At 59.8% G+C, this 14,710-nt stretch carries 7 protein-coding genes and 5 pseudogenes; 7 read left to right on the top strand and 5 right to left on the bottom strand.

Features of this window, described 5'->3' with window-relative positions; genetic code table 11:
* Positions 1–26: 26 nt before the first annotated feature.
* The 5 genes and pseudogenes from infA to trxB form a co-directional block, all read right to left on the bottom strand.
* Positions 27–245 (bottom strand): translation initiation factor IF-1, encoded by a 219-nt coding sequence (gene infA / locus ACTBDU_RS02880; RefSeq protein WP_002211347.1) that lies wholly within the window; start codon positions 243–245, stop codon positions 27–29.
* Positions 246–337: 92 nt separating this feature from the next.
* Positions 338–1,064: pseudogene (aat, locus tag ACTBDU_RS02875) on the bottom strand (leucyl/phenylalanyl-tRNA--protein transferase).
* A gap of 85 nt (positions 1,065–1,149) precedes the next feature.
* Positions 1,150–2,785: pseudogene (cydC, locus tag ACTBDU_RS02870) on the bottom strand (heme ABC transporter ATP-binding protein/permease CydC); the annotation flags it as partial.
* 101 nt (positions 2,786–2,886) lie between these two features.
* Positions 2,887–4,585: pseudogene (locus ACTBDU_RS02865) on the bottom strand (ABC transporter ATP-binding protein/permease); the annotation flags it as partial.
* 291 nt (positions 4,586–4,876) lie between these two features.
* Positions 4,877–5,845 (bottom strand): thioredoxin-disulfide reductase, encoded by a 969-nt coding sequence (gene trxB, locus ACTBDU_RS02860; RefSeq protein WP_438805495.1) that lies wholly within the window; start codon positions 5,843–5,845, stop codon positions 4,877–4,879.
* A 538-nt stretch (positions 5,846–6,383) separates the two neighbouring features.
* Between trxB and lrp the strand changes: the two genes are divergently transcribed.
* The 7 genes and pseudogenes from lrp (at position 6,384) to ACTBDU_RS02825 (ending at position 14,317) form a co-directional block, all read left to right on the top strand.
* Positions 6,384–6,878, top strand: a complete 495-nt coding sequence (gene lrp, locus ACTBDU_RS02855) for a leucine-responsive transcriptional regulator Lrp (RefSeq protein WP_438805494.1) — start codon at positions 6,384–6,386, stop codon at positions 6,876–6,878.
* A gap of 124 nt (positions 6,879–7,002) precedes the next feature.
* Positions 7,003–8,889 carry a DNA translocase FtsK 4TM domain-containing protein gene (locus ACTBDU_RS02850; RefSeq protein WP_438805493.1) on the top strand — a complete coding sequence of 629 codons (1,887 nt, stop codon included), beginning with the start codon at positions 7,003–7,005 and terminating at the stop codon, positions 8,887–8,889.
* A 66-nt stretch (positions 8,890–8,955) separates the two neighbouring features.
* Positions 8,956–10,499: pseudogene (locus ACTBDU_RS02845) on the top strand (DNA translocase FtsK); the annotation flags it as partial.
* A gap of 155 nt (positions 10,500–10,654) precedes the next feature.
* Positions 10,655–11,266: an outer membrane lipoprotein chaperone LolA gene (gene lolA, locus ACTBDU_RS02840; protein WP_438805492.1), complete on the top strand. Its 612-nt coding sequence runs from the start codon at positions 10,655–10,657 to the stop codon at positions 11,264–11,266.
* 7 nt (positions 11,267–11,273) lie between these two features.
* Positions 11,274–12,623, top strand: a pseudogene (locus tag ACTBDU_RS02835) (replication-associated recombination protein A).
* A gap of 109 nt (positions 12,624–12,732) precedes the next feature.
* Positions 12,733–14,028 (top strand): serine--tRNA ligase, encoded by a 1,296-nt coding sequence (gene serS, locus ACTBDU_RS02830; protein ID WP_438805491.1) that lies wholly within the window; start codon positions 12,733–12,735, stop codon positions 14,026–14,028.
* 28 nt (positions 14,029–14,056) lie between these two features.
* Positions 14,057–14,317, top strand: coding sequence for a hypothetical protein (locus ACTBDU_RS02825; protein WP_438805552.1), 261 nt, complete (start codon positions 14,057–14,059; stop codon positions 14,315–14,317).
* Positions 14,318–14,710 lie beyond the last annotated feature (393 nt).

The following is a 14,710-nucleotide window of genomic DNA, read 5'->3' as shown; positions in this document are numbered from 1 at the left end:
GCCCGGGGCAACGCGCTCAGATAATCTCAGCGGCTGCGGAAGACAATGCGGCCTTTGCTCAGATCGTACGGGGTCAGCTCAACGGTGACTTTGTCGCCCGTCAAGATACGGATGTAGTTCTTGCGCATTTTACCGGAGATATGCGCGGTCACCACATGCCCGTTTTCCAATTCCACGCGGAACATGGTGTTAGGCAGCGTGTCCAGTACGGTGCCTTGCATTTCAATATTGTCTTCTTTGGCCATCGAATCCTCTAGGTGTGAATACCATAGTTTTTAACCCGCAAGATAATGCCGAAAAATTCTCATTATGTAAAGAAATGATGAAGAAAGCCGCATCATCTGCCCCCTTCAGAATCAGGAAGGACGCTAAAAAGGGTTTGCGGTTGCCAGCAGCCAGCTGGCCGCCAGCGGTTCAGGCAGTAATTGCGTAACCATAGCCAGAAAATCGCCGCGCGCAATATTATGCGCGCCAAGCGATGCGGTATGCGTATTCAATACTTGGCAGTCTACCATTTTTCCGCCCTGATGCATAAAATACCGACAAAAACGCCCCAGCGTCAATTTCGATGCGTTCGGCCGGCAGCTAAACATCGACTCGCCAAAAAATACCGCCCCCAGCGCCATGCCATACATGCCGCCGACCAGCGTCTCGTCGTCCCAGACTTCGATCGAATGGGCATGGCCGAGCTGATGCAAATGGCCATAGGCGATTTCGACTTCCGGACCGATCCAGCTGCCTTCCGTGCCGCGCTCGGCGCGGGCGGCAACCACATCGGCGAACGCCTGATTCAAGGTGACGCGCCAGCGGCAACGGCGAGAGAAGCGGCTAAAACTGCGGCTGTGATGGAACGCGTGCGGAAACAGCACCGCACGGGGATCCGGCGACCACCACAAAATGGCGTCGCCGGGGGAATACCAGGGGAAAATCCTCAGCTGATAGGCGCGCCGCAGCCGCTGCGGCGACAAATTACCGCCGAAGGCCAGCAGGCCGTTAGGCTCGCTGAGCGCGGCGTGCGGCGGTGGGAGATGCAGAGAGTCGGGTGAAAGCCGGTAAAGTCGCATGCTGCCGATGACTACTCCAATCCATCTGAACAAGGCCGGCAGGCAAACACCGGCCGGCAGGGGTTTATCGCTGACTGGTATACCTCTACCGGACGGTGTAGTGATAATAGCGTCCGCGCAGCGCCATCAGCGCCTGATGGCTTCCCTGCTCAATGAGGGTGCCGCGATCCAGAATACAAATGCGGTCCAAACGTTCCAGTCCCCGCAACCGATGGGTAACAATGACTACCGTCCGCCCTTAGCCGAGCGTGCCGAGCAAGTGCCGTATTTGCTGTTCGGTAACGGCATCCAGCCCCTCGCTGGGCTCGTCGAGCAGCCACAGCGGGGCGTCGTGCAGCAGTGCGCGGGCGATGCCCATGCGGCGCTGTTCGCGGCCGGAAAGGGCCCGCCCCCTCGCCGAGCCAGGCATTGAGCCCTTTGCCCGTCAGCAGTTTGTCAAGACCCACTTGCCGCACTATGGTCCTTAGCTGCTCATCGTCGGCGTTCGGCGCCGCCAGGCGGAGATTATCGCGCAGCGTGGCCCTGAAAACATGGACGCGCTGCTCCACCACGGTGGTCATCGCGCGCTTCGCGCTTTCGCTCCACTCGCGCAGCGGCACGTCATTAAGCAGGATCTCCCCCTGCTGGGGATCCCAGACGCGGGTCAACAATTGCAGCAGGGTAAATTTGTCGCTGCCGGTATGGCCGAGGAGAGCGATATGCTCGCCGGCGGCGACCGTCAGGCTCAGGTCATCGATGGCGGGCGGCCGCTGCCTGTTGGGAATAATGAAGCCGTACCCGGTTGACGCTGAGGGAGACGCCCGCGGCCGGCGCAGGGCCGGCCGCGGGAAAAATCACCTCCGGCGTCTGTTGGACAAGGCTGTTCAGGCGCACGGAGCAGGCGATGACCTGTCCAAGATGTTGAAACGCGTCAGCCACCGGACCCAACGCCTCGAACGCCGCAAGCATTGCAAAAGCAAACAGGGCCACCAGCGGGCCGGACGGGCCATCGCCGTCCCCGTCGCCGGCCACCAGCCACAGCACCCAGGTCAATGTCAGGCCGGTCACCAGCAGCAGCAGGCTTTGAGCGCCGGGCGCCCAGCCCGCTTTGGCGGCGCTGTTCGGTAGCCTCCAGCCGGCGGCGGTAGCGTTCGGCGCCGCCGTACAGGGTGAGTTCGGCATTGCCGGAAAGCCAGGCGGTAAGTTGCAAACGGTAACCGGCACGCAGGGTGGTCAGCGCCTCGCCCACCGGTTTGCCGGCACGGGTAAAACAGCGGTGGGAACAGCGCCAGAATGGCCAGCATTATCGCGCCAAGGGTCAAACCCGCTCGCGGGTCCAGCAGACAGAGGCCAGCGCTCACCGTCAGCGTGACGACCAATGCCCCCGCCAACGGGGAGATAACCCGCAGGTAAAGATGGTCCAGCGTGTCCACATCCGCTACCAGGCGATTGAGCAGTTCCCCCCGGCGCAGGCGGGCGGTGGCGCCGGGCGAAAGAGGAGGAATACGGCTGAAAGTGTAAAGCCACAGATGCTGTAGTACGAGGAAGGTGGCATCGTGGTTGACTACCCGCACCGCCCAGCGCCCGGCGGTGCGGGTAATTGCCGCGCCGCGCCCGCCGGCGACGGGCAGCATATAGTTAAAGCTGTACAGACCGGCGGCGACCGCGGTCGCCGCACCGGCGAGGAACCAGCCGGAGAGCGTCAGCAGGCCGATGCTGGCCCGCAGCGGGTGGATAGCGAGCCAAGACGCCAAGGGGTCGTTGTCCGCCGGGGGGGCGGGCGAGGGCCCCAATAGGGCCGGAATGCGCGCATGGGTACAGCTCCGGTGCTCAGGAAGCTATCACCGTCGCTAACGGCAAGGTCGGCATAGGGGCCTTTTTGAGCAATGATGCCCTCGTGCATCACCCAGACCACGTCGAAATCCGCGATGGCCTGTAGCTGATGTTGTTACCAGTAATGTGGTCTGACGGCGCGTGGCGCGTTCCAGCGCACGCATCACCAGCCGCTCGCTGTGGACATCAAGGCTGGCGGTGGGCTCGTCAAGCAGCAGCAAGGTCAGGTGTGCGGATCAGCGCGCGCGCCAGGGCAACACGCTGCGCCTGACCCACGGAGAGGAGGCCGGCGTCTTCGCCGACGGCATTATCCAGTCCGTCGGGCAACGCAGCGAGGAACTCTGCCACATAGGCATCCTTCACGCCTGCATCAATTGCGCGTCGTCTGCGGCCAGCACCGCCCAGCAGGATATTGTCGCGCAGCGTTACCGCCGGCAGCGCCGGATTCTGACTGACCCATCTTAATCGTTCACGCCACAGACTCGGCGCGAACGCGCACAGCTCGCGGCCGTTGACCAGCAGCGCACCGCGATAGGGCAGAAACCCCATCAGTACGCTAAGCAGGGAGCTCTCTTGCCCACGCCGCAAGCGGCGACGATGGCCACCCGCTGGCCCGCCGGGAGGGAAAAGTTCAGCGGTCCGGCGAGTTCGCTGCCGGCGCCCTGGGCTTCATCGTCATGTTCCAAAAAGGAGACCAGCGATACCGCGGCGCCCACCGCCTGGGCTTTGGTGTGGTAGAACGTCCCCAGATCGCGCAACGGCTGAAAGAATTTCGGCGCCAGGATCAGCACCAGAAAGCCGGCAAAAGCGTGACGCCGGTTCCATAGCTGCCGAAATGCAGCTCTCCCAGGTAGGAGAAGCCGAAATACACTGCCGCCACGGCAATGGAAATCGAGGCAAAGAACTCCAATACGCCAGAGGAAAGAAACGCCAGTCGTAACACTTCCATGGTGCGCTGACGGAATGACTCGGTCGCGCGGCGGAGCTCTTCCGTTTCCGCTTCGGCGCGAAAAAACAGCCGCAGGGTCTCCAGCCCGCGTAACCGGTCGAGAAAGTAGCCCGACAGGTGCGCCAGCGCCAGAAAATTGCGTCGATTGGCGTCAGCGGCACCCATGCTGACCAGCGCCATGAACAGCGAAATCAGCTCCGCGGTTAAAAACAGAATCAGCCCCGCGGCCCAATTGATGGGAAACACCACGATAAGGATCATCAGCGGCACCAGCACCAGCACCAGCACCAGCACCAGCACCAGCACCAGCACCAGCACCAGTACCGCCATTTGCGGCAAATAGCGGGCGTAGAAATCGTGCATATCCTCGATTTGCTCAAGCAGCATGCTGCTCCAGCTTCCGACGGGCTTGCCGCGGATCCAGGCCGGCCCCAAACGCGCGAGACGATCCAGCACCTGGGCACAGATTTGGCGGCGCAGCAAACTACCGGCGATAAAGCCCACCCGTTCACGAGCGTAGTTGACCGCCGAGCGCAGCGTAAATAACGACGCCAGGGCGACAAAGCCACCGGTCAGAGTGGCGCGCGGAGTGTTATCCATGATCAACGCCTGTAGCAAACCCGGCCAGCGCCCAGGCCTGTGCGACGATGATAACGGCGCTTATCAGGCCGAGCAGCAGGGAAAGGTGCAGCCAGCGGTTTACCCGCTTACTTTGCGATCGGAGCCAGCGTGCCAGGATTTGCTGTCGATTCTTATTTATTGAAAGTCTGTTTCCAGCCGGAACGGCAGGCGATTAACGTTGGAAATCCCATGCCGGGAAGCGAGACCGGAATGCTCTGCAGCGCCGGCACGCCGACATCTTACCCTGTTGCGGGCGAGGTGGAAATCATTGCCGGTGAATTAGCGCGCGTCCGCCACGCCGGCATGAAGCGGACGCGCGCGCAAATATGCACGGGGGCAGGGCAAAGAAAAGGCGGCTGTTGGCTGCCCTGAGCAATCCTGGCGGCAACGGGGCGACACACCGGCCCTGCCGCGCAGCGATAGCGCTATCTCAAAGGGATCCGGCCTGGGCCAGGCCGTCGAGATAACGTTCGGCGTCCAGCGCCGCCATACAGCCGGTCCCGGCGGAGGTGATCGCCTGGCGGTAGTTGTGGTCCATGACGTCGCCGGCCGCGAATACGCCCGGAATCGAGGTAGCGGTCGCGTTGCCATTGATACCAGACTGCACGCGCAGATAGCCGTTTTGCAGCGCCAATTGGTCGCCGAAAATCGCGGTGTTGGGACTGTGACCGATAGCGATAAATACCCCGGCGACCGCCAGATCTTCATGGGCGCTGCCGGCTACCTCTTTCAGACGTACGCCGGTGACGCCCATCTCGTCGCCCAGCACCTCTTCCAGGGTACGATTGGTATGTAGCACGATATTGCCGTTATTAACCTTATCCATCAGGCGGTGGATAAGGATCTTTTCCGAACGGAAGGTGTCGCGGCGGTGAATTAAATGCACTTCCTCGGCGATATTGGCCAGGTACAGGGCTTCCTCCACGGCGGTGTTACCGCCGCCGACCACCGCCACTTTCTGGTTACGGTAAAAGAAGCCATCGCAGGTGGCGCAGGCGGAAACCCCCTTCCCTTTATAGGCCTCTTCGGACGGCAGACCAAGATAGCGCGCCGAGGCGCCGGTGGCTATGATAAGCGCATCGCAGGTATATTCGCCGCTATCGCCGACGAGGCGGAACGGGCGGGTTTGCAGATTGAACTGGGTAATGTGGTCGAAAATGATTTCCGTGTTGAATTTTGTGGCGTGGGCGTACATGCGCTCCATCAGCAGCGGGCCGGTCAGTCCTTCCGGGTCGCCCGGCCAGTTTTCCACCTCGGTGGTAATCGTCAGCTGTCCGCCTTGCTCCATACCGGTGATCAAAACCGGGTTCAGATTGGCGCGCGCGCCATAGACCGCGGCGGTATAGCCCGCCGGCCCCGAACCCAATATGAGCAATTTACTGTGTTTCACCGTAGACATGTTTTCCTCGTTGTCGTCGCCTCATTAACCTGGGCATTGTAAGAAAATTACCAGAGTTAAAAAAGGATGAAAAAGTAGTTAACGATTTTTCCAATTAATCGCGGTTATATTAAGGTTGCCTGCAGGGCATAATCGGGTAAAAACCCCGCTAAACCCGCCACGCGGCAAAGGATGTCGCTCACAGCCGGTATGTTGTTCTGATTTTTATCGTTTTACTTTGACAATCGGCTGCGCTTTTGCGAAAACATCTAGGCGGGTATATTTAAACAGGCCGTGGCTGGCGCCCGTGGCTGGCGCCCGTGGCTGGCGCCCGTGGCGGGCACCGGTGGGGGTTTGCGAAGCCGTATGCGGAGCAGACCTAAGCGGTGTGTCCTGCGCTCCCTGATGCCGTTTAATATGTTGACAGACAGGTTCTAAATGGTTCCAGCAAAAGGTTGACCTTAAAAAAACTGATAACAGGTCCTTAGACAACCCCTGACACAATGAAATTAGTGAGGGTATGGCAAGTACAGGGACGGAATTGAGAGAGACACTAATGATGGTAGACAATAAAAAGCGCCTGGGGAAAGATCTTGATCGTATCGACCGCAATATCCTGAATGAACTGCAAAAGGACGGACGGGTTTCCAATGTCGAGTTATCAAAGCGGGTAGGGCTATCGCCAACGCCCTGTCTTGAACGCGTACGCCGTCTTGAGCGCCAGGGGTTCATCCGGGGCTATACGGCGCTGTTGAACCCGCATTATCTGGATGCGTCGTTACTGGTGTTTGTTGAGATTACCCTCAACCGCGGTGCGCCGGATGTGTTCGAGCAGTTCAACGCCGCGGTGCAAAAGCTGGAGGAAATCCAGGAGTGCCATCTGGTTTCAGGCGATTTCGACTATTTGTTGAAAACGCGCGTGCCAGATATGTCCGCCTATCGTAAACTGCTCGGCGAGACGCTGCTGCGTCTGCCCGGCGTGAACGACACTCGGACCTATGTCGTCATGGAAGAAGTGAAACAGAGTAATCGTCTGATTATAAAGACGCGTTAAGGAGCATTCCAGGTGCAAATACGGTTTGTTTTGGTTATACTTCTGTGAATTTATACAGTCCCAGCACCGGACTGTATCTCGGCGCTGTTATTATATCGGTTAACAGGAACCTGGAGAGCCTTTCTTGAGCCAGGAATATACAGAAGATAAAGATATCGCCCTCAAAAAACTCAGCAGCGGCCGCCGGCTACTGGAGGCTGTGCTAGTTGTAGTGGGTATTTTTGCGTTTTATTTGATGGTGACGCTGGTCAGCTTCAGCCCCTCCGATCCAAGCTGGTCACAGACCGCCTGGCATGGCCCTATTCATAATCTGGGCGGCGGGGTAGGGGCATGGTTTGCCGATACCCTGTTTTTCACCTTCGGCGTGCTGGCGTATGCGCTGCCGCCCATCATGCTGTTCTTTTGCTGGAGCGCCTTTGCCCAGCGCGACAGGCGCGAGTATGTGGATTTGTTTGGTCTCTCGCTGCGGCTTATCGGGAGTCTGGCGCTGCTGCTCACTTCCTGCGGCCTGGCCGCGCTGAATGTTGACGATCTGTACTATTTCGCTTCCGGCGGGGTTATCGGCAGTCTGCTGAGCAATGCCATTTTGCCGTGGTTCAACGGCATTAGCGCCACCCTGGCGCTGCTGTGCGTCTGGGCGTCGGGACTGACGCTCTTTACCGGCTGGTCGTGGTTGACTATCGCGGAGAAAATCGGCGCGGTAGTGCTTGGTTGTGCGACGTTTGTCTCCAACCGCAGCCGGCGCGACGACGAAGCGGATGAGGGTTACCGCCGGGCGGATCACGAGACGGCGGGCGATATCGCCTGGCGCGCCGGGGAGGGGGAGGGGGACGACGGTCCGCTGCTGAGTCGCATACTGACGCAGGAAGCAAATCCTGATCCGCTGCTGCGGCCCTCGGCCGCAGCGGTTGCCGCACGCCACAGCGAGCTGGCGCAGGCCGGCCAAGGGCCTGAGGCGAGCCCGCTCGCCGGTCAGGGAGCAACCACTTACCCAGCGGGCGAGTGGCCTGACAGTCATGCGCAAAATCCGGCGCCGGCCGGCGCGCCTTCGGGCGCGGCGGTCCCCCTGAGCGCTGGCGTTCTCTCTGTTACCGTGCCGGGTCAGGGCGTTGCCGGCGATCCACTTGCCGCCGGCGCGGGCGTGAATTATCCGCCCGAAGGCGCCTGGGTCGAGCCTGCGTCGTCCGCTTCCCCCTCGCCGGCGCAGGCCGGCGAGGTGCCCCATTACCGGTTTGAATTACCCGTTGCGCCGGCCAGTCCGCAAGCCCTGGCAGTGGAGGAGGGGCCGCGCTTGGGTGACTGGCAACGGGATCCCGCCGCCCCGCATACCCCCTACGACTTCACCGTCGCGCAGCAAAACAGCGGCGCGCTGGCGGCAGGCGCCGCCCCCGCGGGGCAAGGGGGCACGCCGCTGACCTTCATGCCGGCGTTTTCCGCCAGCGGCAATGACTACAACCCGCCGGTAAAACAAGGTATCGGACCGGAACTGCCGCGCCCGAAACCGGTGCGTATCCCGACGCGGCGGGAACTGGCCTCCTCGTACGGGATCAAGATCCCCTCGCAGCAGCGCTCCCCTCAGGAGGGTCTGCAGGCTGATACGCTGGCGCCGGCTGACAGCTTTGACGAGCGTCCGCTGACGGCGCGGGACACTGATGCGTCCCCGGTTGAAACCACGCTCAGACCGGCGTTCGCGTCACCGGAAGAGGAAGCGGCGTGGGATGAGCAGCAGCGTCTGGCGGAGGATTTTGCCCGTCAGCAGCTGCAGCGCTACCCTGGTGACACTCCGGCGGCGCATGGCGGGTATTCCCACGGCGGCGCCTCTCGCCGCTGTCGCCGCCGCCCGATATCGACGCCCGCCCCGGGGCGGGTAGCGCGCCCGTGGCAGGCATGGGCAGCCGTCGGGACGCTGATTTTGCGGCGCAGAAAGCGCAGTTTGCCCCCGCGCGCGCCCCGCGGGCGATCCGCCCTCCGCCGCCTACGCAAGCGAGGACGACCGCTGGCACGACAGTGATGGCGCTTGACGACGACGGCGTGTCGCAGGGTTATGGCGCCGCCGCGCGCGCCGCAGACGCCGGCAATGGACAGTCTGATCCATCCGTTCCTGGTGCGTCAGGAACAGCCGCTGCAAAAACCGTCCACGCCGTTGCCGACCATGGATCTCCTGACCCCGCCGCCGCGGGAAGAGGAGCCGGTGGGCATGTTCGCCCTGGAGCAAACGGCGCGTCTAGTGAAAGCCCTGCTGGCAGACTATCGCGTCAAGGCGGAAGTTGTCGGCATTTCGCCGGGGCCGGTCATTGCCCGCTTCAAGCTGGATCTGGCGCCCGGCGTGAAAGCGGCGCGAATTTTCAATCTGTCCCGCGATCTGGCGGGCTCGCTATCGGCGATGGCGATGCGGGTGGTGGAAGTGATTCCCGGTAATCCATACGTCGGTTTGGAGTTGCCCAATAAGCGGCGCCAGACGGTTCATCTGCGCGAAGTGCTCGATTGCGATAAATTCCGTGAAACCAGCTCGCCTTTGGCGCTGGTGCTCGGCAAGAATATCGGCGGCCAGCCGGTGATTGCCAATCTGGGCAAAATGCCGCATTTGCTGGTGGCGGGAACGACCGGCTCCGGGAAATCTGTGTGGGTCAATGCCATGATCCTCAGTATCCTGTATTAAGGCGACGCCGAAAGAGGTGCGCTTTATCATGATTGACCCGAAAATGCTGGAATTGTCGGTATATGAAGGCATTCCCCATCTGCTGACCGAAGTGGTCACCGACATGAAGGACGCCGCCAACGCGCTGCGCTGGTGCGTGGGCGAAATGGAGCGGCGCTATAAGCTGATGTCGGCGCTCGGCGTGCGCAATCTCGCGGGCTATAACAAACGTATCGAGCAGGCGGAAGGCATGGGACGGCCGGTGCCGGACCCGTTCTGGAAACCCGGCGACGGCATGGCGGAGGCGCCGCCGGTGCTGGAAAAACTGCCCTATATCGTGGTGATAGTGGACGAATTTGCCGACCTGATGATGGCGGTTGGCAAGAAGGTGGAAGAGCTGATTGCCCGCCTGCCGCAAAAAGCGCGCGCCGCCGGTATTCATCTGGTGCTGGCGACGCAGCGGCCGTCGGTGGACGTTATCACCGGTCTTATCAAGGCCAACATCCCGACGCGAATCGCCTTTACCGTTTCTAGCAAAATCGATTCCCGTACTATTCTCGATCAGACCGGCGCCGAATTGCTGCTCGGTATGAGGGATATGCTCTATCTGGCGCCCAATTCCTCGCTGCCGGTGCGCGTTCATGGCGCGTTTGTGCACGATGAAGAGGTGCATGCGGTGGTCAGCGACTGGAAAGCCCACGGGCCGGCCGCAATATATCGACAGCATCACCAGCGCCGGTGATGAAAGTGAGGGCGGCGCTGCCGGCCTAGACGGCGACGAGGAGCTGGATCCGCTGTTCGATCAGGCGGTGGCGTTCGTCATCGACAAGCGCCGCGCGTCGATCTCCGGCGTGCAACGCCAGTTCCGCATCGGTTACAAGCGCGCCGCTAGGATCGTCGAGCAAATAAAATTGCAGGGCATTGTCAGTCCGCCAGGCCACAACGGCAACCGCGAGGTGCTGTCCCCGCCGTCACAGGAGTAAGCGCCTCTCGCCGGGCGCAACCGTACAAAGATGCGTAAACCGGGACGTTTCAGAGGATATTCCTATGGCGTCCCGCTCATCTTCCGATAAAGTTAATTCTATTGCCGCGCCTCGGACGGGAGCGCGCGGGCTCACTTTCTCAAGGAATGCCAAGAATGAAAAAACGGTTGATGACCGCTTATCTGTTTGCCGCCGTGCTGGCGGCCCCAGCGTTTGCCGCCGATGCCAACGTGCTGCAAAGCCGTTTGAATCAGGTCAACAGTTTCCATGCCAGCTTCACCCAGCGGGTGACCGGCGCCGAAGGCGGCGCGGTGCAGGAGGGCGAGGGCGAATTGTGGATAAAACGGCCGAATCTGTTCAACTGGCATATGACCGCGCCGGATGAAAGCGTGCTGGTGTCCGATGGCAAAACCCTGTGGTTTTACAATCCATTTGTTGAACAGGCGACCGCCAACTGGCTAAAAAACGCAACCGGCAACACGCCGTTCATGTTAATCACCCGCAACCGCGCCGCCGACTGGGGTCAGTATAATGTGAAGCAACAGGGCGACAGTTTTTCGCTGGTACCGAAAGCGAATAACGGCAACCTGAAGCAGTTTACGATTAACGTCGCTGCTAATGGCACCATTACCGGATTTACCGCCGTGGAGCAAGATGGCCAGCGCAGCGTTTATCAGCTGAAAAGCCAGAAGAACGGCCCGGTGGACGACGCCAAATTCCACTTTACACTACCGAAGGGCGTGACGCTGGACGACCAGCGCCAGTGAGGTAACTATGGGTAACCTGTCCCTAGACTTTTCCCAGAACGTATTCCAACCGCTGGCGGCGCGTATGCGTCCGTCAACGCTTGAGGAGTATATCGGTCAAAGCCACCTGCTGGCGGCGGATAAACCGCTGCCGCGGGCAATCAAAAACGGCCAGCTCCATTCAATGATTTTGTGGGGACCGCCGGGGACCGGCAAGACTACCCTGGCGGAACTGATTGCCCGCCACGGTCAGGCGGACGTGGAGCGCCTATCGGCGGGGACACGTCCGGCATCAAGGAAATCCGCGAGGCCATCGAACGGGCGCGCCTAAATCGCGATGCTGGGTGGCGCACCATTCTGTTTGTCGATGAAGTCCACCGCTTTAACAAAGGCCAGCAGGACGCCTTTTTGCCGCATATTGAAGAAGGCACCGTCACCTTTTATCGGTGCCACGACCGAGAATCCCTCCTTTGAATTGAATTCGGCGTTGCTTTCCCGCGCCAGGGTCTACTTGCTGAAAGAGTTGACGGCAGAGGATATCGGCCTGGTGCTCGACCAGGCGATGCAGGACAGCCAGCGCGGCTACGGCAGGCAAAATATCGTGTTGCAGTCGGAAACCCGTCAGCTTCTGGCGGCGTGGGTGAACGGCGACGCGCGGCGGGCGCTCAACAGTCTGGAAATGATGGCGGACATGGCCGAGACCGATGCCGAAGGACAACGGGTACTGACCCCCGCGCTGCTAAACGAAATCGCCGGCGAGCGCACCGCGCGCTTTGATAATAAGGGCGATCGTTATTACGACTTGATTTCGGCGCTGCATAAATCGGTGCGCGGATCGTCGCCCGATGGGGCGCTGTACTGGTATGCGCGGATTATTACCGCCGGCGGCGATCCGCTGTACGTCGCGCGTTGATTGCTGGCTATCGCGTCGGAAGATGTGGGCAACGCCGATCCGCGCGCCATGCAGGTGGCCATCGCCGCCTGGGATTGTTTTACCCGCGTGGGGCCCGCTGAAAGCGAGCGGGCCATCGCCCAGGCGATTGTCTATCTGGCCTGCGCGCCGAAAAGTAATGCGGTGTACACCGCCTTTAAAGCGGCGATGCGCGATGCGCGCGAAAAGGCGGATTATGATGTGCCGGCGCATTTGCGTAACGCCCCGACCAGGCTGATGAAAGACATGGGATTGGGGGCCGAGTACCGCCGCTATGCCCATGATGAACCCAACGCCTACCCCGCCGGTGAGAACTATTTCCCGCCGGAAATGGCGCACACCCGCTACTATCATCCCAGCTCGCGCGGCCTGGAGGGTAAAATCAGCGAAAAGCTTGCCTGGCTTGACGCACTGGATCAAAATAGCCCGACAAAACGCTACCGATAACCAGGCCGTTGCGGTAAGGTTAGCAGTGCTAAATTCATGACGCGGCACTCGCCCGGGGGCGCCGCGGGGCCGTAAACGTACATCAGATAATCATAAGCACAGGATTAGCATGCTCGATCCCAATCTACTGCGTAACGAGCTCGACGCAGTCGCCGAAAAATTGGCTCGCAGAAAATTTAAACTGGATGTGGCGACGTTGCGCCAGCAGGAGGAGCGCCGCAAAGTGCTCCAGGTGGAAACCGAGAATCTGCAGGCTGAACGCAATGCCCGCTCCAAAGCGATCGGTGCCGCGAAATCCCGCGGGGAAGACATTGAGCCACTGCGCCAGGAAGTCAACCAGTTAGGTGAGCGCTTAAGCGCCGCCAAAACCGAGCTGGACGCCCTGCAGAGCGAGATACGCGACTACGCGCTCTCGCTGCCCAATATTCCCGACGATGACGACGTGCCCGACGGGCGAGACGAAAAGGACAATCGGGAAGTGTCGCGCTGGGGCGAACCGCGGCAATACGATTTTCCCATCCGCGACCATGTGGAACTCGGTGAAATCGCGGGCGGGCTCGATTTTGCCGTGGCGGTCAAGCTGACTGGTGCGCGCTTTGTGGTGATGCGTGGCCAGATAGCCCGCCTGCACCGCGCGCTGACCCAGTTCATGCTAGATCTGCATACCGAACAGCACGGCTATGTGGAACATTATCTGCCTTACCTGGTTAACCATGCTTCGCTGTACGGCACCGGACAGTTACCAAAATTTGCCGAAGATCTGTTCCATACTCAGCCCCTGAGCGAAGAAGCGGACACCAGCGCTTATGCGCTGATCCCGACCGCGGAAGTGCCGCTGACCAACCTGATGCGCGATGAAATCATCAAGGAAGACGCGCTGCCGCTGAAGATGACCGCCTCCACCCCGTGTTTCCGATCCGAGACCGGCTCTCACGGGCGCGATACCCGCGGGCTTATTCGCATGCACCAGTTCGACAAAGTGGAAATGGTGCAGGTGGTGAAACCGGCACAGTCGATGCAGGCGCTGGAAGAGATGACCGGCCATGCCGAAAAGGTGCTGCAATTGCTGCAACTGCCGTACCGCAAAGTACTGCTGTGTACCGGTGATATGGGTTTTGCCTCCTGTAAAACCTACGATTTGGAAGTATGGCTGCCGGCGCAAAATACCTATCGCGAAATTTCTTCATGCTCCAACATCGGCAATTTCCAGGCGCGGCGGATGCAGACGCGTTACCGCAGCCGGGCGGACAAAAAACCACTGCTGGTACATACGCTGAACGGTTCCGGTCTGGCGGTGGGCCGTGCGCTGGTGGCGGTGCTAGAAAACCATCAGCTTGCCGACGGGCGCATTGCCATACCGGCGGTACTACAGCCCTATATGAAGGGCCTGACCCATATCGGCTAAGCGGCCGCAAGCACGTTCTACGCGCCCAATGTGGCGCGTTTTTTTGCGCACGATCAAGCTGGCTTACCTACGGTGGCGCAAAAAATGCGGCGGCCAGACGCGGCCGATTGACTTTTTACGCTGTGGTGGCATGATGCGCGCAATCTCTTCTCTGAGGCTGCGTTTCCCATACCATGTCCGCCTATTCTCGCCCGGTGCTGTTATTGCTCGCGGGGCTTTTGTTATTGACGATTTCCTGTTGGGTGGCAAGCATTTCTGGACTCGTCGCAAAAAAATGAGCGAAAAATGATTTTTTTGCACTATATTTTGGACTGAATTGATTGTAATTTGGGTAAGTTTGAAAGCCGTTTAAAAATTCTCTCATTAACAATTGTTTTACTAAAAATAAACAAGAAATTTATAGTTTTTTAAACGGCCCTTTTGCGTTCGCTTGCTAGGCTATTTTCTGATGCTACTTCACCAACCCCACTAGCTCCCTTTTTGATTTGGTCATAGAGCCGCATTAGACGCTCTTTTTCTTCAGGAGGAAGCTGTAAGATTTTTATGTTCAGATCATCACTTAGGCTAAGAATGTAGTGGTTGTAGTGGCACACTGAATTTGGCCACCTGAACAGAGGTGATATGCGCACCTCAGAACAACACGGGTGCACCAATGAAAAGAAGAAATTTTAGTCCTGAATTC

Origin of the sequence: Sodalis sp. (in: enterobacteria) (assembly GCF_051710625.1) — a bacterium.
GTDB lineage: Bacteria > Pseudomonadota > Gammaproteobacteria > Enterobacterales > Enterobacteriaceae > JBPESN01.
Note: the sequence above shows the minus strand (reverse complement) of the source record. Positions and strands in the feature narration are given on the sequence as shown.

Coding starts and splice junctions, on each gene's coding strand:
- trxB (WP_438805495.1), bottom strand. CDS start 5,845: ATGTCTACGGTGAAACACAGTAAATTGCTCATATTGGGTTCGGGGCCG.
- lrp (WP_438805494.1), top strand. CDS start 6,384: ATGGTAGACAATAAAAAGCGCCTGGGGAAAGATCTTGATCGTATCGAC.
- serS (WP_438805491.1), top strand. CDS start 12,733: ATGCTCGATCCCAATCTACTGCGTAACGAGCTCGACGCAGTCGCCGAA.
- infA (WP_002211347.1), bottom strand. CDS start 245: ATGGCCAAAGAAGACAATATTGAAATGCAAGGCACCGTACTGGACACG.
- lolA (WP_438805492.1), top strand. CDS start 10,655: ATGAAAAAACGGTTGATGACCGCTTATCTGTTTGCCGCCGTGCTGGCG.
- ACTBDU_RS02825 (WP_438805552.1), top strand. CDS start 14,057: ATGTGGCGCGTTTTTTTGCGCACGATCAAGCTGGCTTACCTACGGTGG.